This window comes from Arthrobacter dokdonellae, from assembly GCF_003268655.1.
GTDB lineage: Bacteria > Actinomycetota > Actinomycetes > Actinomycetales > Micrococcaceae > Specibacter > Specibacter dokdonellae.
Window position 1 is genome coordinate 131906 of the sequence record NZ_CP029643.1, and the last position, 21421, is coordinate 153326.

The 21421-nt window shown below is 60.0% G+C and carries 15 protein-coding genes; 9 read left to right on the forward strand and 6 right to left on the reverse strand.

Annotated features, from left to right (window positions below):
• Positions 1 to 1267 precede the first annotated feature (1267 nt).
• The 4 genes from DMB86_RS20050 to DMB86_RS20065 all read left to right on the forward strand — a co-directional run bounded on the left by DMB86_RS20050 (position 1268) and on the right by DMB86_RS20065 (position 6031).
• On the forward strand, positions 1268 to 2458 hold the full coding sequence (locus tag DMB86_RS20050) for a CaiB/BaiF CoA transferase family protein (protein WP_113719803.1): 1191 nt from the start codon (positions 1268 to 1270) through the stop codon (positions 2456 to 2458).
• Complete coding sequence (locus DMB86_RS20055) at positions 2458 to 3273, forward strand: enoyl-CoA hydratase/isomerase family protein (protein ID WP_113719804.1); 816 nt, start codon at positions 2458 to 2460, stop codon at positions 3271 to 3273. The genes DMB86_RS20050 and DMB86_RS20055 overlap by 1 nt, the downstream gene beginning before the upstream one ends.
• A 389-nt stretch (positions 3274 to 3662) precedes the next feature.
• Complete coding sequence (locus DMB86_RS20060) at positions 3663 to 5090, forward strand: MFS transporter (protein WP_113719805.1); 1428 nt, start codon at positions 3663 to 3665, stop codon at positions 5088 to 5090.
• Positions 5090 to 6031, forward strand: a complete 942-nt coding sequence (locus DMB86_RS20065) for a hydroxymethylglutaryl-CoA lyase (protein WP_113719806.1) — start codon at positions 5090 to 5092, stop codon at positions 6029 to 6031. Before DMB86_RS20060 ends, DMB86_RS20065 begins: the two co-directional genes overlap by 1 nt.
• Before the next feature lie 134 nt (positions 6032 to 6165).
• Here DMB86_RS20065 and DMB86_RS20070 read toward each other — a convergent pair.
• A protein-coding gene (locus DMB86_RS20070) for an IS5 family transposase (RefSeq protein WP_418202341.1) occupies positions 6166 to 7009 on the reverse strand; the annotation gives its coding sequence in 2 pieces (ribosomal slippage) (positions 6166 to 6681 and positions 6683 to 7009; 843 coding nt in all).
• 1098 nt (positions 7010 to 8107) lie between these two features.
• Here DMB86_RS20070 and ltrA point away from each other — a divergent pair.
• The 5 genes from ltrA to DMB86_RS20095 all read left to right on the forward strand — a co-directional run bounded on the left by ltrA (position 8108) and on the right by DMB86_RS20095 (position 14510).
• A complete protein-coding gene (gene ltrA / locus DMB86_RS20075; RefSeq protein WP_335645041.1) occupies positions 8108 to 9913 on the forward strand; it encodes a group II intron reverse transcriptase/maturase in 1806 nt (601 codons plus the stop codon).
• Between the two features lie 55 nt (positions 9914 to 9968).
• Positions 9969 to 11402: an IS1380 family transposase gene (locus DMB86_RS20080; RefSeq protein ID WP_113719834.1), complete on the forward strand. Its 1434-nt coding sequence runs from the start codon at positions 9969 to 9971 to the stop codon at positions 11400 to 11402.
• Between the two features lie 97 nt (positions 11403 to 11499).
• The gene (locus DMB86_RS20085; protein ID WP_113719807.1) at positions 11500 to 12417 is read left to right on the forward strand and encodes a tripartite tricarboxylate transporter substrate binding protein; all 918 of its coding nucleotides are present in this window, start codon (positions 11500 to 11502) and stop codon (positions 12415 to 12417) included.
• Complete coding sequence (locus DMB86_RS20090; RefSeq protein ID WP_113719808.1) at positions 12414 to 12977, forward strand: tripartite tricarboxylate transporter TctB family protein; 564 nt, start codon at positions 12414 to 12416, stop codon at positions 12975 to 12977. The genes DMB86_RS20085 and DMB86_RS20090 overlap by 4 nt, the downstream gene beginning before the upstream one ends.
• Entirely contained in the window at positions 12978 to 14510 is a 1533-nt protein-coding gene (locus DMB86_RS20095) for a tripartite tricarboxylate transporter permease (RefSeq protein ID WP_113719809.1), read from the forward strand.
• Between the two features lie 318 nt (positions 14511 to 14828).
• Here DMB86_RS20095 and DMB86_RS20100 read toward each other — a convergent pair whose 3' ends face one another.
• Genes DMB86_RS20100 through istA form a run of 5 tightly spaced genes read right to left on the reverse strand, consistent with a single transcriptional unit; the run spans position 14829 to position 20938 of the window.
• Positions 14829 to 15596 (reverse strand): ATP-binding protein, encoded by a 768-nt coding sequence (locus DMB86_RS20100; RefSeq protein WP_113719810.1) that lies wholly within the window; start codon positions 15594 to 15596, stop codon positions 14829 to 14831.
• 6 nt (positions 15597 to 15602) lie between these two features.
• A complete protein-coding gene (locus DMB86_RS20105) occupies positions 15603 to 16274 on the reverse strand; it encodes a Mu transposase domain-containing protein (protein WP_418202342.1) in 672 nt (223 codons plus the stop codon).
• Positions 16226 to 18685: a tyrosine-type recombinase/integrase gene (locus DMB86_RS20110; protein WP_227878548.1), complete on the reverse strand. Its 2460-nt coding sequence runs from the start codon at positions 18683 to 18685 to the stop codon at positions 16226 to 16228. The genes DMB86_RS20105 and DMB86_RS20110 overlap by 49 nt, the downstream gene beginning before the upstream one ends.
• Entirely contained in the window at positions 18682 to 19845 is a 1164-nt protein-coding gene (locus DMB86_RS20115) for a tyrosine-type recombinase/integrase (RefSeq protein WP_113716834.1), read from the reverse strand. The genes DMB86_RS20110 and DMB86_RS20115 overlap by 4 nt, the downstream gene beginning before the upstream one ends.
• Positions 19829 to 20938, reverse strand: a complete 1110-nt coding sequence (gene istA, locus DMB86_RS20120) for an IS21 family transposase (RefSeq protein WP_129545617.1) — start codon at positions 20936 to 20938, stop codon at positions 19829 to 19831. The genes DMB86_RS20115 and istA overlap by 17 nt, the downstream gene beginning before the upstream one ends.
• Positions 20939 to 21421: the final 483 nt, after the last annotated feature.

The following is a 21421-nucleotide window of genomic DNA, read 5'->3' on the forward strand; positions in this document are numbered from 1 at the left end:
CCACGGTCAGATCTAAGACGCAGCCCTGTTCGGTGCCGGGGCCGGTAGTCGAAGCCACAAGCATGGCGCCCTCCTAAAAATGTTTTCCGACGGATTGTCGTTGAATGAATCGCTGACCTAACTCTGAAGAGGTGGCGTGTTGTGGTCAACTTGTTCGCTTGCAACTGAGCGATCTGTTCATAAAGAACTCGAAGACGCATGCGGAGCTGGACTATACGATTAGCACCGACGGCCTCGACTAAGAGCTGCTGAAACGACTCAACGCCAACGCCCGCACAGGTGCCGCCGAACTTGCATCAGAATTTGGTAACTCGCGCAGTCCGATATTGGCAAACTTCAGAACCTGGAAGAGCCAGTTGGGCCTCTTCGAGCGGAAGGGTCTAGGTGTGTGTGTGTGCTGGCGTGAATTTCTACGACTGGAAGCGTGCGACATTGGTCATCGCGGCTACGGTTCCTTCCCCGAGAATGGGCAGACCAAATGCATCAATGTCGCTTATCTGCCCCGGGCCGGCGATGCGCCGGCCTCAGGCCCACCTGCGGGTAGGTCTAGGTGCGCCCATGATGACGCCAGGAATCGTAGCTTCAGCGCGGATGATCACGGCGGTGCTTCCAGGCGATCCCAGCCCTGCAGTAGCTGCTCAGCAGTAACGCGGGTCGATAGCCCATCGTCACCGCCCGGGCCAGTGTTGGAGCACCAAGCGCCTCCCCTGCGAGCTCTGCGGCTATGCACCATCTCGGAATGTCCGGCACCCTGATGCATCCCTGCACAAGCTCGGGGTTCGCTCCACAGTTCGTTAAATCTGGACAAGCCCCCGTGTCCAGCGGTGAGACAGCGCACTCGCACGGCTACCGGTAAGACCAGTGCACCGCCGCCCGTAGCCGACCCGCTTCTAGTTTCGCTGCAAAAAAGACCCAACTTAGGCGTGATCTCGCGGTCCCCTTGACAGCTACTGTCTTCTAAGTCACAATTTATCCATGTTGTCGGACCTTCTGGATCCAGAGAGCAGATTTTAATGTAAGCGAGGCTCTGAGGCAGTTCGCCCTTCGGGACTTGACGACCGGAGAGTTTCTCTCGTCCCAAGCCCACGCGACACCGTGACAAATCGTGCTTGGTCTTCGAAACAGTCGGTTTTTCAATATCACGAGGTCGAGCTGGAACCAACAGACTCGCTAATGGTCTGCAATTACGCGCTTGAACGGATCTGCAAGTCGCCGCCGACATCGCAGATTCTAGTCGCGTAACCAACCCTTACTAGGAGCTATTTGTATGAGTGGTCCACTTAGCGGCATGCGTGTCCTGGACATTGCCACCGTATTCGCCGGCCCTTTCGCCGCTGCATTGCTCGGCGACATGGGAGCAACTGTGCTGAAGGTCGAGATGCCCGGGGTAGGCGATCCGTTGCGCGCCCTCGGTCCGTTTCAGGGCGACACGTCGCTTACTTGGGCTGCAGCGGCTCGAAACAAGCAAAGCATGACTCTCGATCTGAAATCGTCGGAGGGTCAAGAAGTTCTCATCCGCCTTCTCGCCGAGCAGGACATTCTCATCGAGAACTTCCGGCCCGGCACTTTGGATAAGTGGGGCCTTAGCATTGATCGGCTGCGGGCGGCGAATCCCAACCTGATCGTGGTCCGCATTTCGGGCTACGGCCAGACTGGTCCCTACGGGAGTAAGGCAGGCTTCGGGACCCCTGCGACCGCATTTAGTGGTTACGCCCACATCAACGGGTACCCCGACCGTCCTCCGGTATTGCCGTCAGTGTCTCTGGTGGACTACCTAACCGGCATGTTCGGCGCGCTAGGTGCCCTGGCGGCCGTTTATCAACTGAAGGTGTCGGGCGGGCCGGCCGAGGAAGTCGACGCCGCTCTGTACGAATCAATCTTCCGGATGCTTGAGGTAGTTGTCGCCGAGTACGACGTGCTCGGCACAGTCCGAGAACGCACCGGCAACGAGCTAGCAGCCTCTTGCCCTGCAGGAATCTATCAGGCAAAGGACGGACACTGGGTCGTCATCACCACCAGCACAGAGCGCACCTTCGCCCGACTCGCCGAAGCGATGGACCGGCCTGACATGCTCACCGACCCACGCTACTCGACCAACCGGGAACGACTGGCGCGGAGGACCGAGATGAACGAGCTGGTTAGCGCCTGGACCGGCACTTACACCCGCGAAGAACTGCAAAAGCGGCTGGACGACTTCTCGGTCCCGCACTCCCTTGTCTACGACGTCGCCGACATCTTCAAGGATGAGCACTATGCAGCCCGCGACATGCTCGTAGAAGTCAGTCATCCCACACTCGGCTCAGTCACATTGCCTGGAGTAGTGCCCAAGTTCAGCGAGAACCCTGGCTCCATCCGGAGCGCGGGCCCGCTCATGGGCGAACACACCACAACGGTCCTCACTGAGCTGGGCTACACCGCCGAGCAGATCGCCGACCTCGAACTTAATGGAATCGTCTGATGTCAATTGAAAGCGATCAACCCGCTCGGTCGAGAAGGGAGCATGACATGCCGGACGGCCTGATGATAAATAGGCAGGCAGACGGTCGGATTCTAGAGGTAGTTTTGGATCGGGTCGAACGCGGGAATGCTCTGTCTGCTTCGATGTATCGTGAGCTGGCCGAAGTAATAAGAGGTGCGGAGAACGATGCCTCCATCGGCGCGCTCCTCATTCGCAGTAGTCGCGAAACTTTTTGCATGGGCGGCGACATAGCTGATGATCGCGGTAGGCGTGACCCTGATTACAGCGCTGCGATTCACGACTTCACCGAGCAGTGGTTGTCACGGAGCATTCCAGCAGTAGCGCTGGTCGACGGCGCGGCTCAAGCGTTCGGATGTGCCCTCGCTCTTAGTTCAGATCTTGTGTTTTCAACGGAACGGGCCTGGTTCGCACTGCCTGAACTGCTGCACGGACTTGTTCCCGTGTATGCAATAGCGGTCTTGGACGCGTCGGGGCATGCCGCGACCGGAGCTCGAATGATGTGGCAAGGCAAGCGTTTCTCTGGCAGAGAAATCAGTAGCTTTGCCAATAATGTCGTCCTTTGCGCCTCGATCCAGGAAGCGGAAGAAGGCATTGCAGATATTTTCACCGGATGGATGGGTGGAAATGTGGACTCTCTAAGGCGCGCAAAGCGATTCACCAACAACGCCAATGATACAAACCGACACACGATCTTGTCCGGCGCCCACGAAGCGCTTCAACAGGCATTAGCGTTCGCTGACGAGGACCCAGGAAAAGCCCAGTCCTACCTGACGACAGCCGACTCAAGTAGATAGCCCACGGGTGTCACCCTCGAAGCTGTTAGGGCTGATTCATAGCTAGCGCTGCTGGCCTAACAAATTAACAACTGCGCGCTAAAGGTAGCCATGCCGAAGCGGCCTTCACTCTGCAACTAGAGGCCAATTTCGATGTCTTAGAAAAACGCATGCCACCTTTGTCTAAAGGTACCGATACTGGCCTAGGGTTTCGTAATCCAACCAGTTCCCTAGAAAGATAAATCTGCTATCACTGCCAACCGCCATCATTGAGCGAGATAGAACATATGCCTATTGATCAAATAGTCGCGGCAGCGCGACCGCCGCAGGACCCCTGAGACTTCAAAACCAATTCAAACTTTTAGCCACCTTGCTCAAGATGGCTGGTGCACATGGAAAGGCAGCTTGTAATGAAGCAAACTGTGCTCGACAGAGCTCAAAAGAAGGCATTTCGCCGGCTGATGCCATTCGTGGCATTGCTCTTCGTGGTAAACCAACTCGATCGCATTAATATGTCGGTAGCCGGACCCAATGGTATGAACGACGAGCTTGGGTTGACTGCCGCGCAGTTCGGTCTTGCGTCCGGACTCTTTTTCGTCGGCTACATGACACTTGAAGTTCCCAGCAATCTCGCCCTGCACCGGTTCGGGGCGCGGCGATGGCTTGCGCGTATCGTCGTCACCTGGGGAATCGTGGCGACGGCCCTAACTTTTGTTCCAAATGCAGAATGGCTATACGGTCTCCGCATACTGCTGGGGATGGCCGAGGCTGGATTTGCACCCGGAATCGTGGTCTACCTGACATACTGGTTCACGCGCGAGATGCGCTCCCGGGCTACCGCCTTTTTCTTGCTGGGTATTCCTGTCGCGGCCGCCTTCGGCGTTCCGTCTATGACCCTGATTGGTGTCCATATGGACGGGTTCTTCGGGCTTGACGGTTGGCGTGTGATCCTTCTGATAACGGGTTTGTTGGCAGTGCTGCTCGGCGTCATGTGCTGGTTCTACCTGACAGATCGGCCTGCGGATGCGCATTGGCTGACAGCCGAGGAAAGTTACGTGCTGACCGAGGCATTGGCCAATGAGACACCGGAAAAAGCAGGTAATCACAGCATTCGCAAGGCCCTACTTAATGGGCAAGTTTGGCTACTCGCAGTTGCGCCATTCCTGGTTCTCTACTCTATGTTCGTCGTGACGTTCTTTCTGCCAACCCTGCTCAAAGATATTAATGCCCGTGAGTCTCTCGGCCTTGACAACGTGCAGGTGGGTCTCCTCTCTGCAATTCCGTGGGCTATCGGCGGCGCGGGCATGCTTTTTTTCGCCTCCAGGTCGGACAAGAAAAAGGAAGTAACCAAACACTTCGTTGTGGCCACGACTATCGGCTCAATAGGGTTCTTTTTCCTTGCCATGTTTGGTTTGGATAACCCGTATATCGCTCTTGCAGCGCTAACGGTGGCCATGGTCGGGGTTCTTGGATCCCTTACTACGTTCTGGGTTCTTCCGTCACGTCTCTATACAGGCGCCGCCGCGGCCGGCGTAATAGCCCTGATCAATACCATTGCCAATTTTGGCAGCTTTCTTGGCCCATACTCGTTTGGTGTGCTCAGTGACGCCACGGGCGGATACAAGGGCGGTCTGATTATCGTCGCCGTCGCCATGCTGCTTGCGGGACTTCTCATCGCACTGCGATTTCGCGACCTTGGGAAAGCCCCAAATGCCGAACGCGTCGGCAGCGTCTCCAGGACGACCAACGACGTCCCTGGACTGCAAACCCATCAAGCAAAATACCCCATAACGGCGGAGGCGGCGCCTCGACAGGTGTTTCCGCGGGAGGATGACTAATGACACTGCCTAAGTCTGTCGTTGTGCGTGAAGTAGGCGCGCGTGAGGGTATGCAGATCGAGAAGGGACCAATCCCGACGGCGGAGAAGATACGTCTGGTGAACCTTCTGTCCGAGTGCAACTTCCCGGAGATCGAAGTTACCTCTTTCGTCTCACCGAAGTGGGTTCCGCAAATGGCGGACGCCGAGCAGGTCGCAACAGGGTTCACTCGGAAGCCGGGCACCGAATACACCTGTGTTTACCTGAACAGGCAGGGTCTCGAACGCGCACTCGCGGTCGACACTCTGGACGTCAAGGCCGCGGTGATCGTCTCGGCCAGCGAGGAGTTTTCCCACAAGAACATGAGACGGTCCACCGAGCAGGTGCTTGCCGACATCCCGGATTCTCTCGCGGTTGCTCGGGAGGCGAACGTGCCTGTGGCCTACTTGTCGGTCGCGGCGGCCTTCGGCTGTAACTACGCAGGAGACGTCGACCTGGGCGCTGTGATCGATCGCTTTACGCGTGCGCTTGCAGTAGCAGCGGACGCAGGTGTCCATATCCCCACCTTGCTTTTGGCGGACACCATGGGATGGGCCAATCCCGAACAGATTCGCCGCACGGTCGGTGAAGTTCGGGAGCGTTGGCCCGAACACGACATTCGGATGCACCTGCACGATACCCGTGGCATGGGTATCGCCAACGCCTACGCGGCGATGCAGCTGGGAGCACGTGACTTCGATGCCTCGGTCGCAGGGTTGGGCGGATGCCCGTTCGGTGGGGACCACGGCGCCGCCGGGAACATCGCCACCGAGGAGTTCGTGCACATGTGCCATGAAATGGGAATCGACACCGGGGTCGACCTTGACCGCCTTATCGACGTCGCCCTCCAATCCGAATCCATTGTGGGACATTCCCTTCCCGGGAAAATAATGCGCGGACGCGCACTACACACCTATCGCTGATCGCATCCGGCTGCCTCCGAATCCGGTGGCGCGGCGTTGACCGCCCTACGCTCCAGGCACTACAGGAAGTATCGACGTCTCCCACGTCCAGATCTCTCAGCAAGAAGCCGATCTCTCGACCAATCAGCATGCCGCTAGGGCGTGTCTCCTAATGCTGCGGTCCAGATGACGACTGCTTGCAGGACGGCGGCTGATCGGTAGGTTTGGGCGAGTTTGTCGTAGCGTGTGGCCAGTCCGCGCCATTGCTTCAGGGTGTTGAAGCTGCGCTCGACGACGTTGCGGCGTTTGTAGGCTTCCTTGTCGTAGGTGACGGGCCGGCCGCCGACGGATCCCTTGCGCTTGCGGTTGGCTTTCTGGTCTTCCTTCTCGGGGATCACGCATTGGATGCCGTGGGTGCGCAGGTAGCTGCGGATCCCTTTGGAGGAGTAGGCCTTGTCGGCCATGGCACGGTCCGGGCGGGTTCGCGCCCGCCCGGGACCTGCCCGCTCTACTCTCAACGCTTCCATGAGGTTTTCAAACATGGGCGCGTCCCCGCCCTGGCCGGGGCCAAGCAGCAACACCAGCGGGCGTTTGTTGCCGTCGACCAAGGCGTGGATCTTGGTGGTCAGTCCGCCGCGGGACTTGCCGATGGCATGGTCGGCGGGCTCATCCAGCAGGTTCTTGTAATTCGACAGGTCCCCCTGTGTGGCGGGGCAGGTTCGTGCCGTGCTGGTGGGCGCGGTTGACCGTGGAATCCACCGAGACTTCCCAGCTGATCAGCCCGACCGCATCGGCACGGGTCAGCAAGGCGGCCAGGACCTGGTCCCACGTGCCGTCCAGGCTGTAGCGGCGGTGACGCTTCCACACCGACTGCCACGCACCAAAATGTGGTGGCAGATCCCGCCAGGGAATCCCGGCCCGGTACCGGTAAATGATGCCTTCCGTCGTGAGCCGGTGGTCATTGAACGGCCGCCCAGCCTTCCCCGACGAGCTCGGCATCAACGGGGCAATGAACTCCCACTGGGCATCAGACAAAACAGAGTAACGAGAAGACACCCGAAAATTATGTCAAAGCCCGGAACCAGGCATTAGGAGACACGCCCTAGCACCAATGAGGGTGTTCGGCACGGCCTTTCCGAGGAAGGCCACAATCATAGAAAGAGTCTCAATGAAAAAGATTTCGTTTGCAGCACTATGCCTGATCCTCGGTCTCACAGCCACAGGCTGAGGCGCCGGCAACGCCTCGACTACGGGCGGTGAAGAAAAATATCCCGACGGTCCCATCAACATGACTGTGGGCGGGGCACCCGGCAGCGGCTTCGATCTAACCTCGGTGTTTCATGAGGGCGTGTCGGGCTGGCGTCATTAATGCCTGAAAGGTGCCTCTGACGTGGGAAAATGTTGTTACCACACACCATTTTCTAGACACATCAGGAGCACCCTGCAGGTGGTGCGACACGAGGTCGCATGTGTTAAGTGGCTCGTTATGAGGAGGTCGGCGATGTTGTCGGTGACGTAGCTCAGGCTAGTGTTCGTGGCCTGTCCCCACTCTGACATGCGTTGCTGGTAACGGCGGGGTGTGAAGCTCGGAGGAGAAGCCCAAGGGCGCCCGTTCCATCCGGGAGCCACAGGCAAGGGGAAGGCCGGACGGGTGAACGAAAGTGAACCGCTATTGACGTCCCGTCAGGGTGAACCTCGGAAGATGGAGCTGGTACCGGGGTGCAGGGCTGGCCAGTGTGAAATGGCAGGCGGCGACCGGTGGCATCTGGCCGGTCGTGGGAACACCGCCGCCCCGGGATATAGGCGGCACCCACCCCGGCCGGGTCTTACGCATGTGGAACGTGGAAACCCCGTCCTAATCCGGGCATTTTCCGGTGGGCTAACCGTAAGGAAAGCCGATCATGGTGGCGGGAACAGGATGGCTCAAGAAGCTTAATGCCAGTGGCCGAAAGGCGACAGGAAAACCGGGTCTGTAGTGCCGTTTCCTTCTGCGGCAGGCCCGTATAACTGGCTGGATACCGGGCAATCTGCCCGGACGCCCTTTTTTTTTGGGGGCGGTGCTGACGTGGGCCAGGTGAGTCTTTGGAGGTAGTGACTGTGGATGCGCTGGAACTCGTGGACAAGTTAGACACCATGGCTGTGGAGGTGGCGGACATGTCCGTTGCGGTCGCCGCCGTGGTGAACGGACCGCGAGGCGAAGACATTGACTGGGATGCCATCAATTGGGAACTGGTTGATGCCGACGTACGGAGGTTGAGGCAGCGAATCTTCAAGGCGTCGCAGACGGAGGACTTGAAACAGGTCCGAAATCTGCAAAAGCTGATGCTGCGTAGCTGGTCTAACACGCTTCACAGCGTCCGACGGGTTGCGCAGCGAAATGCGGGCCATGCGACGGCAGGCATCGACGGGGAAGTTGCACTGACATCCCCGGAAAGGGCTTCATTGGTGGCGGACATCCATCACCAGAGGGCTCTTTGGAAAGCCTTGCCGGTCAAACGGGTGTATATCCCGAAAGCGAATGGAAAGCAGCGCCCACTGGGAATTCCAGTGCTGCGGGACCGGGTGCAACAAGCCCGTGTTTCCAACGCATTGGAACCAGAATGGGAAGCGCGGTTCGAACCGCGCTCCTATGGGTTCCGGCCCGGGCGCGGCTGTGCCGATGCAATTCAAGCAATCTATCTCACGTTGCGTGGCCGCAGGGCCAGACGTTTATGGGTTCTTGATGCGGATCTGTCTGCCGCGTTCGATCGGATCGATCACGACTATCTGATGGCCAAAATAGGGTCATTTCCCGCGCGGGCCATGATTGCCGATTGGCTGTCAGCTGGGGTGATGGAGAAGGGCAGCTTCTCGCGGACTGAGGAGGGCACTCCTCAGGGCGGGGTGATCAGTCCAATGCTGCTTAACGTCGCTTTAGATGGGATGGAGGACGCTGCAGGGGTGCAATACGTTGAGCGCAATGCTCATCATGCACGCGTAGCCAGGGAATCACCGGTGCTGACTCGGTATGCTGACGATTTTCTCGTCATCTGCCATACCAAGAAGCAGGCCGAGGCTGCTCAGGCACGATTGGATAAGTGGCTTGCCCCAAGGGGCCTTGCCTTCAACATGGACAAAACCCATATTGTGCATATTGATCAGGGCTTTGATTTTCTGGGGTTCAACATCCGACGATATGGCGGAAAGCTACTTATTAAGCCCAGCCCTGCAGCAGTACATCGGATGCGACAGAGGCTGACCTCGGAGGTTCATGATTTGCGAGGATTCAATGCCGAAACTGTGATCCGGCGGCTCAACCCGATTATTCGGGGCTGGTCCGCGTACTACAGGGGCGTGGTTTCAACGGAGGTGTTTTCTCTCCTTGATCATCATCTATGGAGCTGCCTCTACCGGTGGGCGTTACGCACTCACCCGAACAAGCCGAAGCGCTGGGTTAAAGACCGGTACTTCGGAAGGTTCAACGAGGCCAGGCAGGACAACTGGGTATTTGGCGACCGGAACACCGGTCTCTTCCTGCGTTGTTTTGCCTGGACCAAGATCGTCCGTCACAACTTGGTCATGGGCATGGCATCTCCGGACGACCCAGCCCTTGAACAGTATTGGAATCTGCGGCGAAACAAGAGCTTTTCCCGGCTCAACGGCAGAACAGCGTCTTTGTTGATCCGTCAACAAGGGCGCTGCACTGCTTGTGGGGCGCTCTTGCTCTACGCCGACGAAAGTCCACAAACCCCGCAACAATGGGAAACGTGGGCCAGGTCCGTGCCGAATGCCATAAGAAAGAAAGCACTCGTAACGGCAGTATCCGGAGGCAATGGCGATCTAACCACGCAACAACTCCTACACGCTGACTGCCTTCATCGAATAAGAAAACGGCAGGCAGCACCTCAAGCAAAAAATCAGTGAAGACGTCCTTCGGGACTTGCTTGAGCCGGATGCGGTGAAAGTCGCACGTCCGGTTCTGAGGGGGCCCGGGCTCAGCAATGGGCTCGGGCTACCCGACAACTACTTTACCGGCTTTTACCCGACTGTCCGAGTGGATGGCGCCGGGGACGGCATCGTGTCCCAGGCCGGCGGGGCGATCCTGGCCTCGATGCTCCGGGGCTCCGGCCTTGGCGCCGGCCTGTCGGAAGCGCTGGGACCGTGGCGCAAGCCCTTCGCCCGGCACGACCCGGGAAAGATCCTCACGGACCTGGCCTTGTCGCTGGCCACGGGTGGGGACGCCGTGTCGGATGTGGACCGGCTCCGCAACCAGCCCGAGGTGTACGGGCTCGTCGCGTCCGACCCGACGATCAGCCGGCTGGTTAAGGTCTTGTCAACGGTCAAGCCGGCACAGGCGTTGGCCGTAGTCAATGAGGCCCGCGCCAAGGCCCGTGCCCATGTGTGGGCGCACGCCGAGGAGGATTCCCCGCTGCACGGCGTCAGCGCGGAGAATCCCCTCACCATCGACATCGATGCGTCGCTGCTGAATTCTCACTCGGAGAAGGAAGACGCACGTCCGACGTGGAAGAAGGGTTTCGGCTTCCACCCGTTGTGTTCCTTCGTGGACCACGGCCTGTCGGGGACCGGGGAGCCGTTGGTGACGCTGCTGCGGCCCGGTAATGCCGGATCCAACACGGCCACCGACCATATTCAGGTCGTCAGGGACTCCCTGAAGCAGCTCCCGGAAGGGTACCGGGCCGGGCGGAAGATCATGATCCGCACCGATTCCGCGGGCGGCACGCACGACTTCCTGAACTGGCTCACCGCCAAGCACCGCAACTTTTCCTACTCCGTCGGGTTCACCATCACCGACGCCGTGGCCAAGATGCTGCCCCTGATCCCCAAGACGGGGTGGACCAGGGCCTACGACAGCGACGGGTTTGAACGCGACGGCGCCTGGGTCGCCGACATCACCGGGATGCTGGACCTCGCGGCCTGGCCGAAGGGGATGCGGGTCATTGTCCGCAAGGAAGTCCCGCACGTGGGGGCGCAGCTGCGGATCACCGACATCGACGGGCACCGCTACACGGCCATCGCAACGAACCAAAAGAAGGGCCAGCTGGCCGTGCTGGAAGTCCGCCACCGGCTGCGGGCCCGGTGCGAGGACCGGATCCGCAACGCCAAGGACACCGGATTCGCGAACCTGCCCTTCAAGTCCTTCGCCGCCAACGAGCTCTGGTGCCATGTGGTCATGCTCGCCGCCGAGATCATGGCCTGGACCCAGATGGTCGCGTTCACCGGGACGAAGGCCAGGCGCTGGGAACCGAAAAAGCTCCGCGCCAGGCTGTTTGAAATCGCCGGCAGGATCGTCAGCCACGCCCGCCGAACCACCCTCCACCTGGCCTCCACGGCACCGGACGTGCAACTCCTGATCAAAGGCATTAAACGCCTCGCGGCACTGAGCCCGCCATAACCGGGACCGCCACCCGCCCAAACCCATTCAGAAAACACCAGCACCGCCGTGACCGGCGTGGAACCCGTCACCACCAACCGCCACGGCAGCGGCCACGTTGTCACACCCACATGCCAAAATCAGAACCATCAGGCAGCCGGTAAGCCCTGATCCACGAAAATCCCCGAGTCATGAAAAATCGAGGCTAACGCTGCGAACGCTTACAGAAGTACTGGGGAAAAATAAGATTGTAGATGTCCCCACCCCTATCGATAACCGGCCTGGGGCAGACGGCGGGCTCTGGGCTTCGCAAATGATCGATAAGTATTCCGGCGCTGACGATCGCCTTTCCGTCACATCATTGGTGATGATGACGAATCATGCTCGTGGCAAGTCTGAGTTCAACTATGACGATGTCACCATGATCGCGCAGCTGATGACCGAAAATTTTGCCGTTGTCGCAAACGCGGACTCGGCCTATCGTGACCTGCCGTCGGTCCTCGAGGCGGTCGTTTCCAACCCGGGGTCGGTACCCGTTGGCGCTGCATCGGATGATCAAATGCCCTTCGCGTTGCTGGTTGAAGCTGCGGGCGGTGACGCGTCCAAAATCAACTTTGTGGCCTACGAGGGTGGCGGGGAACAATCCACCGCTCTGCTTTCCGGAGACATAGACGTCGCTATTGCTGGCAGCAGCGAATTGCTTCCCCTCATCACATCTGGGGATCTCAAAGCTCTGGCTGTAGTGGGCAAGGAGCGTTACGAAAAGCTGAGCGATGTTCCGACTACAACTGAGCTGGGTTATGACGTCACGATCGCAAACTGGCGCGGGATTTACGGCCCCCCTAACATGCCTGATTACGCCGTCAAGTACTGGCAGAACGCGATTAAGGAAGCACTCGAGACAAAGGAATGGCGTGATGCCGCGGAGAAGAACCAGTGGGTAACGAGCTACCGGACCGGTGAGGATCTCAATACCTTTCTGAAGGAAACGAACCAGCAGGTGACCGATGCCTTCACGAAAATTGAGAAGGGGTGACCACAGCAGTGTCAGCTGAAAAGACCACCGCTTTATCCCGTAGGCGCTCCGACTTGCTGTGTGGACTCGGCGTGCTTGTTGCGGGCTCACTTCTACTTGTCAGCGCGCTCGGCATAGACACTACTGTTGGGACTAAAGCGGGAATTGGTCCGGGGACGTTGCCTGTTGCCCTAGCGACCCTGCTTATGGCCGGCGGTGCCGTGCTTCTCTTCGCCGGTATTCGGACGGCGCGGGCGTCCCACACCGGTACGCAAACATTTTCCCAAGCCGAAAGCGACGTAGAAGCGCTTTTGAAGGAGTCCGAACCACCCGTCCCGCTAAAGAAACTCCTTGTCATGGTCCTCCTCTTTGTCGGCTATGCTTTCGCCTTTATCCCTCTGGGTTACGTGCTGTCGACGGCGGTTTTTCTCGGGATCGTAGTTACTGTCATCGACCCGGCTAAATGGAAGCGGAACGTGCTGTTCGCCATAGGCTTCTCAGCCATTGTTTATCTGGGTTTCACCCAACTCCTCCGCGTACCGCTTCCTGTAGGCGTGCTCGGACTACCGGTAGGAGGCTGAATGGACGCGTTCGGTTCTCTCCTAGCTGGCCTCGGGTCTGCAGTAACCCCGACCAATCTGATGTTCGTTTTCCTGGGCGTTCTCATCGGCACAATCGTCGGAGTGCTCCCTGGACTCGGTCCCATCACGGCCATTGCACTTTTGATTCCGCTTACATTCGGTCTCGAACCCACTAGCGGCCTGATACTGCTTTCAGGTGTTTACTACGGTGCGATGTACGGCGGATCAATTACTTCCATACTCATACGAACACCCGGCGAGGTGGCATCAGCTGTCACAGCGCTCGACGGCCATCAGATGGCCAAAAAGGGACACGCTGGTCCTGCCCTGGCCACCGCCGCCGTCGGTTCGTTCATTGGCGGCACATTAGCCGTCATCGGTCTAGTTTTTCTGTCTCCGGCTCTGGTCACCCTCGCCACAACGTTCGGAGCCGCTGAATACACTGTTTTGCTCCTCGGAGCACTTGCACTCACGGCATCCTTGATGAGTGGGTCTAAGCTGAAGGCCGGTATCTCCGTGCTTATCGGAATGTCATTCGGCGTGGTCGGGCTCGATCCGCAAAACGGAGTGGAACGTTGGACCGGAGGGGCTATCGAGCTTTCCGACGGTATCGACATCGCTCTAGTTGCCATGGCCCTTTTCGCCGTGCCAGAGGCGCTTCGTCACCTCGCAGTCGGTGACCGGAAGCCCTCGTCTACGACGCATATCCAACGGGCTTGGATGAATAAGGAAGACCTTCGCCTATCAGTGGGACCTTACGCCCGAGGATCCGTAGTTGGATTCTTGGCCGGAGTGATACCTGGCCTCGGACCGACACTTGGCTCGTTTGCCTCCTACTCATTGGAACGAAGTGTTGCCCGGGGCGAGCGGAAAAAACTCTTTGGCAAGGGAGCAATTGAAGGGGTCGCCGGTCCTGAGACTGCAAACAACGCTGCAGTCGGCGGTGCCATGGTTCCCATGCTGGCTTTAGCGATACCAGGATCGGCGACAACGGCGCTTCTTCTTTTCGTTTACCAGATGTATGGGTTGCAGCCGGGACCTCAACTTTTCGTGAACGATGGTCCACTCGTTTGGACGATCGTCGCGTCGATGCTGATAGGTAACGCCATGCTGCTGGCGTTGAACATGCCGATGGTTCGCATCTTCACGCCAATGCTGAAAGCACCACCGCCGCTGCTTTACGGCGGAGTATTGGCATTTGTGATGCTGGGCGCGTATGCCCTGACATTCAGCTTCTATTCACTGTTGCTGCTTATCGCCATAGGCTTGCTCGGCTACGTAATGCAGGAGAACGATTTCCCGCTCACGCCGGCAATCCTGGCAGCCGTACTGCTTCCCATGCTCGAGGTGAATCTCCGTAGATCCCTACTCGTATCAGACGGCGACTGGACAACGTTCATTAGCAGGCCCTTGTCGCTCATCTTAATCATCGTCATCGCGCTCGGCACGATTGTGCCGTTCATCATCAGGACAATACGCGCAAGGTATCAAACCCCTGCAGCGGAACCGACCAGAATAGACGCCTTGAGTTAGGGGGCGACTTCTCATCTAGTTGGACCCCGTCTCGGTCAGGCAGTCCCCACGGTGGGACACATGAAGACCTCTTAGATTCAGTTGGTAGTTTATGGCAACCACCAATCTAAGAGGTCTTCCCTACTGGCGATGTCACCAACGTCTTGGCGGCTTGCGCCACGTGGCAAATTCGGCCTGATGGTACGGGCGGTCCGGGTAGGTGGTACCGCTGGTTTCGGGGACCCGGTACTGGCCAGGAGCGGCTGGGTTTGATTTCTGGCCAGGACCGGGTGGTGGCCGTCGCCGGTAGGGTCGGCGGTCTTTTGTCGGGTGGTGTGGTTATTCCCAGTGGTCCTGGGTTGCGCGGGCTTCTTGGGCGTGGAGTCGGCGCATGTCGATGTCGCCGAGGTTGATCGTGCGGGCCCGGCTGGCGAGCCGGTTCACGATGGAATCGGCGGCGACTTTCTCCGGCAGGCTCTCGACCCAGTAGCGGGGGCCTGATTGGCTGGCGATCATGGTGGGCAGGCGTTGGTCCCTGTTGACCAGGATCGTGAAGAGGTCGTTCGCGGCGGTCTCGTCGATGCCGATGGTGAGGAAATCGTCGAGTATGAGCAGATCCACCTCACTGAGCTTGTTGAGCAGGTTTTGGTGGGCGATCCTGTCGCCGCGGGCGATGACCAGCTCACGGGCCAGTTCGTCCATGCGGGTGTAGTGGACCGTGTGTTCGGCGTGGCAGGCCGCGATCCCGATGGCGCAGGCGATATAGGTTTTCCCGGCCCCGGTGGGGGAAATCAACAGCAGGTTCGTGGGATCCGCACCCCAGTCATGGGCCGCGTATCTTTGCATTCTTACCGATGTGACGCCGCGGTCGGGCAGGTACCGGATTTCCTCGATCGATGCGTGCGGGATCGGGAACCGGGCCTTGCCGATGAGCTTGTCAATGCGATTGGCACGCCGGATTTCCAGGGCCTCGTCAACGGCGGTGAGGAACAAGTCTTCCGGTGTCCGGGAGTCATTGCCGTCGTCCTTGAGGAGCCCCTCAAGCTGGAGCGCGACCTGGGTCATGCGCAGGGTCCGGAATTTCTCATAGTCAGCACTGGTGAACATTGCCGGTTACCGGCCTTCCTGGTAGTAGTCGGCGCCGCGGACAAACACGTCGCTGGTGTTACCGGAGTGGGTGTTGGCCGTTTCTTTCTTCGTGTTGGGTGCCGCCGGCAGTGGCGGCGCCGCTTGTTGGCTGTCGCTGTTCATCGAGGCCATCAGCCGTTTGAGTGTGGTGTAGGTCGGATACCCGTGTTGGTTGAGTATTTGCTGGCAGGTCGCTTCCAAGCGCTGCCTGTTGTTCTTGCCCAGGCCGCCGAGGATGTTCTGGCAGTCCAGGAAGGCCTGGGCCGGAATTTTCGCTCGTTCAAGGATCGCCGTGATCACCGTGACGGTCGCCGGACCGAAGGGGCGGGCACGGTCCAGGAACCATTTCGGGGACCATAACCCGTCGATGTCCTGGTGCTGCTTGGGAACGTGCTCGGCCAGGGTCGAGTATTGGCCCTTGCGGCCGTGCTTGCGCGGATGCTCACAGGCCACCGCCTCGCCGTCAAAGACCGTGACCTTCACGCCGGTCAGGCGGACCTTCAGAATCCTGCCCGTGAGTTTGTAGGGCACCGAGTAGTGCTGGTAATCGGCGGTGACATGTTCTCTGAACTCGAATGAGTCATATATATCATCGCGAATCGCCGGCGTCAGCCAGCGGGCTGGTGGCCGATGGTCGGGATGCCGAGGGCGACGGATGTGTTGGTGCGCCGTTGCACTTGGGCCAGTTTGTCTTCGGCGCCGGCGAGACTGACTTCGAGGCCTTCGACTTCACCGAGCCAGCCTTGCTCATGGGCTTCGACGACGCGGGCTTTGAGGTTGTCGCGGATCTCGAGTAGGCGGGTCTGCTGGTTCGGATCGGGCCAGAGCAGGGAGCAGCGGATGCAGGCGTGTTCGTGGATGCAGTTGCTGCCGAACGCGCGGCCGCAGGTCCCGACCGATACCTTGCGGCGTTGGAAATGGCCAAGGAATTGCTGCCACTCGTCGTCGGTGGGCTCGCGGTATTCCTCGCTCGGTCGCAGGGCGCGGCGCCGGGCTATAAACGCCCGGTGGGCGGTGATCGTTTCCTCTGGATAGACGGCCTTGTATCCCATGGTGACGCCGATGTCCTGGTGGCCGGCGATGACCTGCGCGATGTGCGGCGGAAGCCCGTTCATGATTGCATCGGTGATGAAGATCCTGCGGAAATCATGCGGGGTGAACCGGAGCGGCTGCCCGTCATCAGGGCCTGTCAGGCCGGTGCGTGCCAGCGCTTCGTCGAGCAGGGTGGAGACAAATCGTGCGGTAATGGCACGGTGTTCGCCGTTGACGAGGTGTTGGAACAGGAGCGGGGCAGGTCGGCGCCAAACCAGTTCGTGTTCGTCTCTGGCGCTGACCAGGGGGATGGTGCCCTCGGGTTTGCGGTGGCGGCTGATGATCGTGGAAAGCACCTCGGCCAGTTCGGGGCTGACCACCAGCAACCGTTCGGTGTCGGTTTTAGACGGGGCGATCTGCAAGAGCGGAACGAGTTCCCCACTGTCCGGCAGCCGGTATTGGATCAGGCTGTGGTGGCTGATCTCAAGCAGTTCCTCGATGCGGACGCCGGTGTGCCGCAGCACCTCGATGACCGCCCACGCCCAAAATGCATGGTCTTCATCGCGGTTGAGCAGGGTTTTTTTGGCGGTGTCCGGGTTGGTGACCCAGACGTTGGCCTGCGTGCCGTGCGGACGTTTAATCCTGGTCATGGTGATGCCGTCGGAGGTGAACGGTTCGCCGGGCGCGGCGCGTAGCCCGGCGGCGAGGAGCGCTGTTGATTGACGGCGCCAGGTGGTGGTGGAGTTGGTCAATACGGGCATTACCGGCAATCGGGAGCGGGTGCGGCTGTCCATGCGCGCCTTGCGGTGCCGCACCATTTTCCGGCGTGACAGATCGTCCTGGCTGATAGGACACGGTGCCACCCATGGGGCCCACCGGCTAGGGTCTTCTAATGCCCACTGGGACAGGTCGAGGTAGAACGCCCGGACCGCTGCCAGAATATCCAGGTGCGACAGTCGCTCGGTCTCGATCTGGATTTCCTTGCCGTCGCGGACAATGGTGCGAATTTTGGTGCTCAGTCGTCGCTTCCACGCCCCGGCAATATTGCGGGGTAGGTTCAACGATTCGATGCCCTGGTGGTGGCGTTCCAGGTCGGCCCAGAAGCAGCGGACCAGCGCGTAGGCCAGCGACAGCAGTGTGGAGTAGTCGACGGACGGCTGCCGCTCACGCAGGTAGTCGACCAGCAGGTCGCGTATTGGGATGCAGGCAATGTTGTAGCGGTCGACGAGTTGTTCGACGGTGCGTTGCCCGGTGCTGTGGATCTGTTTGAGGCTCGGTACGTCTGCTGTAATGATCCCGGTTTGCCGCAGGACGCGGATGCTCGCCCCGGCTGAGGGTGCTTTGGCGCGAATCTCCTTCTCCAGGTCGATGACCTCGAGGACATCACCGACGGTGATGTCCTCGACTGTGCCGCCTTTTGCGGCGACGATCACGGCGCAACGAAACAGCACGTGCTTGCCCACGTCGGTGCCGACTGTCTCGTCACGCTCGCAGTGGTCGCCCAGCCGGGCGAATCCTTCACCGTCGCGGGTACGGGTCAGGTGACGGACCAGCTTGCGTTTCTTTCCTCCGGTCAGCAGCCACCGCAAGGACGGGCGAACCACATCGAGTCCGACGGCGATCAGGAAGGAACTGGTCATCACCTCCAGCCGGGAGGGCGAGTAGTCGCCGCGCTCACGTAGCCACCGGGCGGGCAGCTCGGCCCAGTCGTCGCCCGCCGCGTCCGCTCCGCTGGCCAGCCATCGTTCCTGCCAGGTGTCGCCCGGGTGCTCTGACAACCAGTCCAGGAGCATCAACAATCCGCGAAGGCCCAGCAGCCGCATCGATTTCGATACCGGGGCACACAGCGCTTCCGACGCCCGTTGATCCAAGGTCCGCCTGTCAACGCCGGTGGCCGGCCACCGATCGACGGTGGGCCTCGGGGGAAACCGTGCCCGCCATGCGGCCACGTCCCTGGTGTCATCCGACTGTGGTGGCCAGTCGCCGTTGGTGTCTTTGCTTTGTTCTGCCGGGGCCATAACGGCGCTGATGCTCATGGTGTGGCCTTTCCAAAGAGCACGGCGAGGGTTTCTGGCGAGTAGCCCGGCGCCGCCGGGGGCGGCTGCTCGATGCGGTCGCGGGCGGAGTGGTGCGCCAACACGCGGGCGATCACGTCCTCCTTTCGCGGCGTGATGTAAATCTGGGTGGTCGTCAGCCGGGCATGACCAAGGACGTATTGCACGTCTGTGAGCGGCATCGAGGGGTCCTCGGCCATCCGGTAGGCAGCGGTGTGCCGAAGCGCGTGTAGCGTTGCTTCTTGGCCGGCCGCCTGGCCGGCACGCTCAAACATCCGGTGTGCCGCGTGGTAGGTCAATGGCCGCGCCGGCCGGTCCAGCGTCCACCACAACGGCTGCAGCGGACCCTGCCCGATCGCATCTTTCATCTCGACCTGATACAAACGTAGCCACACAAACGCGTCTGGTGACGCCGGCAATTCCTGCACTTCCCGGGTTCCCTTGCGCACCACCGTTATCAGTTGCCTTCCGGGGTCCACGCCTCCCTGAGTGGCCGATAACAACTCCGAGGCGCGCGCACCGGTAGACACGTAGAAGGCCACCATGGCGCGGTCCCTGTTCGAGCGCAACTTCGCGAAGATGTCGTCGAAAACCCGATCAGGGATGCTCCGTGGAATCCTGCGCTGCGGCTTGGGCCGGTACAAGCCCGACTTTTCCAGCCGGTAGGGATCCATAGGATTGTGATGGGCGTTCGCCCGTCCGGTGCGTCGGGACCGAGCAAGCGGGAACGGATTGACCAACGGGCCCGATCCGACATCGCGGTGGAAATCGTAGAAGCCCCGCAGCACCGTCTCGCTGTGGAGCCGGGCCGAAATTGAATACCCGCGGCCTTCCCGGGCCACTACCGCCAGCCAGCGGCAGAAATCCCGCGCCTCGATCCGGGATGCACGATCCCAGGCCACGCCAATCGCCCACAAGAAACGGAACCAGCGCAGCAGATCCATGCCATACGAGCGGACGGTTGCCTCGCTGCGCCCGGCCGCCAGCAGATCAGCGAAAAACGCCTCGACGGCATGGACTGTTCCGCCGTCCGCGCCCACCAGCCGATACGGCTCCCACCGCGACCCGGTTGCCTCCAGCGAACCGACCGCAGGCACACGCAGATATTCCAACTCCCTGGAACAATCAGATTCTTCGACCATGATCCAAGACGCTATGTCCCCAGCTGACCCGTCCCTCTGCGACATGCCCAAACCCGGCAGGCTGTTCAGTCAACAGGTGGTAGTTCCGACCGGCTTTCAGCTGCTTCCATTCCACGGACTCAAAGCGATCCGCCGGCAAGGGCTGCAACAGCGACGCTTCCTCCGCGATGAACTGCTCGCTCCTGGTAGTGCCGTCCACGCGCCTGATCTGCTCGTTGATCTCATCGACGCGCTCGTCGATGGCCGCGTTCAATTCCGCCAGGGTGTTCCAGAGTTCCTCGCTCAGGTACCCGATGACCCGCTTGTTGACCACGTTCACCGCGGACTCGGCAGCGGCCTTGTGGCGGGGGCGATTTGCTCCGGCCGGCACTACCGCCGTGCCGTAGTGATCCGCCAATTGCTGGTATTTGGCGTTGACGATGCGGGTGCTATCGCCCTTGCTGTGCCGGTTCGTTGCGGTCGCGGCGTTATCGGGAACGACGATCGGGGTGACACCGCCATAGGACTCAAAGGCCTGAACGTGGGCGCTGTTCCACGCTTCCTGCTTCATATCGGTAAACGCCTTGCAAAAAACCATGCCCGAATACGGCAATACCGCGACGAACAGGTACGCCTTGCTCACCTCGCCGCTCACGGCGTCAACGAGCGGCAGCGTATCCCCGGCCCAGTCCACCAGCATGGCCCGCCCAGGTTCATGATGCAACGTCGCCACGACCTCATGAACCGCCGCATAGTCATTGAACAACTGGCAGAACTGCGTATACCCGTACTTCTTTCCCTGCACCGCCGGCGCCTGCACATACCGGTGCCAGGCCTGCTGCAAGGTGTAGTGCCGGTTGGATTTCATCGACGCAACGATTCCGGCGAAGTCCGGCTGCATGAACCCGGCCGAGATGTTCTTCCGACCGTCAGGGAACAACTCCGCCAGTTCATCCCTGCCCAACGACGCCGCCCGCTCCGCCGTGATTCCACGGGCCTTGACGGTCTTGCTCACCAGGGAAATCTCCCGGCGTGAACACCCCACCAGCTGAACAATCTCGCTGTAACTCCGGCGTTCCAACACCAACGCCATGATCGCACTGTAATCCGCCACCAAAGGGCCCTCCCATTCAACGCAGCGGCACCGAATGTGCCGCCGGTATTCCAAGAGGACCACAGCGGTACCACCTAGCCGAAACGAGCGGTACCACCTACCCGGACTGGCCGTACCCTAAAGCCGTATTTGCCACCACGGAAAGATCGCGCATTTTGCTGGTCCGCTCGAGAAGCGGGGTCGTGCCCACTATCGACCATGGGCATGTCCAGGCTAAACATCGGGCGGCTATGCAGCATCGCTCGAAAGGTCAGTCACCGTAATGCATCCTTTGCACAGCTCCGAGGCTCCCTCCAAGTAGCGAAATTCGGGGACAAGTCACCTTGTCCAAGGGTTCTACGGCTGACTTACACAGTCCCGCCACCGGTAAGGCCAGTACGTCTATGATCGCAGCTCGACCCTCCCTGGCATTGGATGCGGATGCTAGCCAGTAGGGCCACTAATCCCCGGGTTCTTGACAGTCAGTGTCTTCTGAGTCACAGT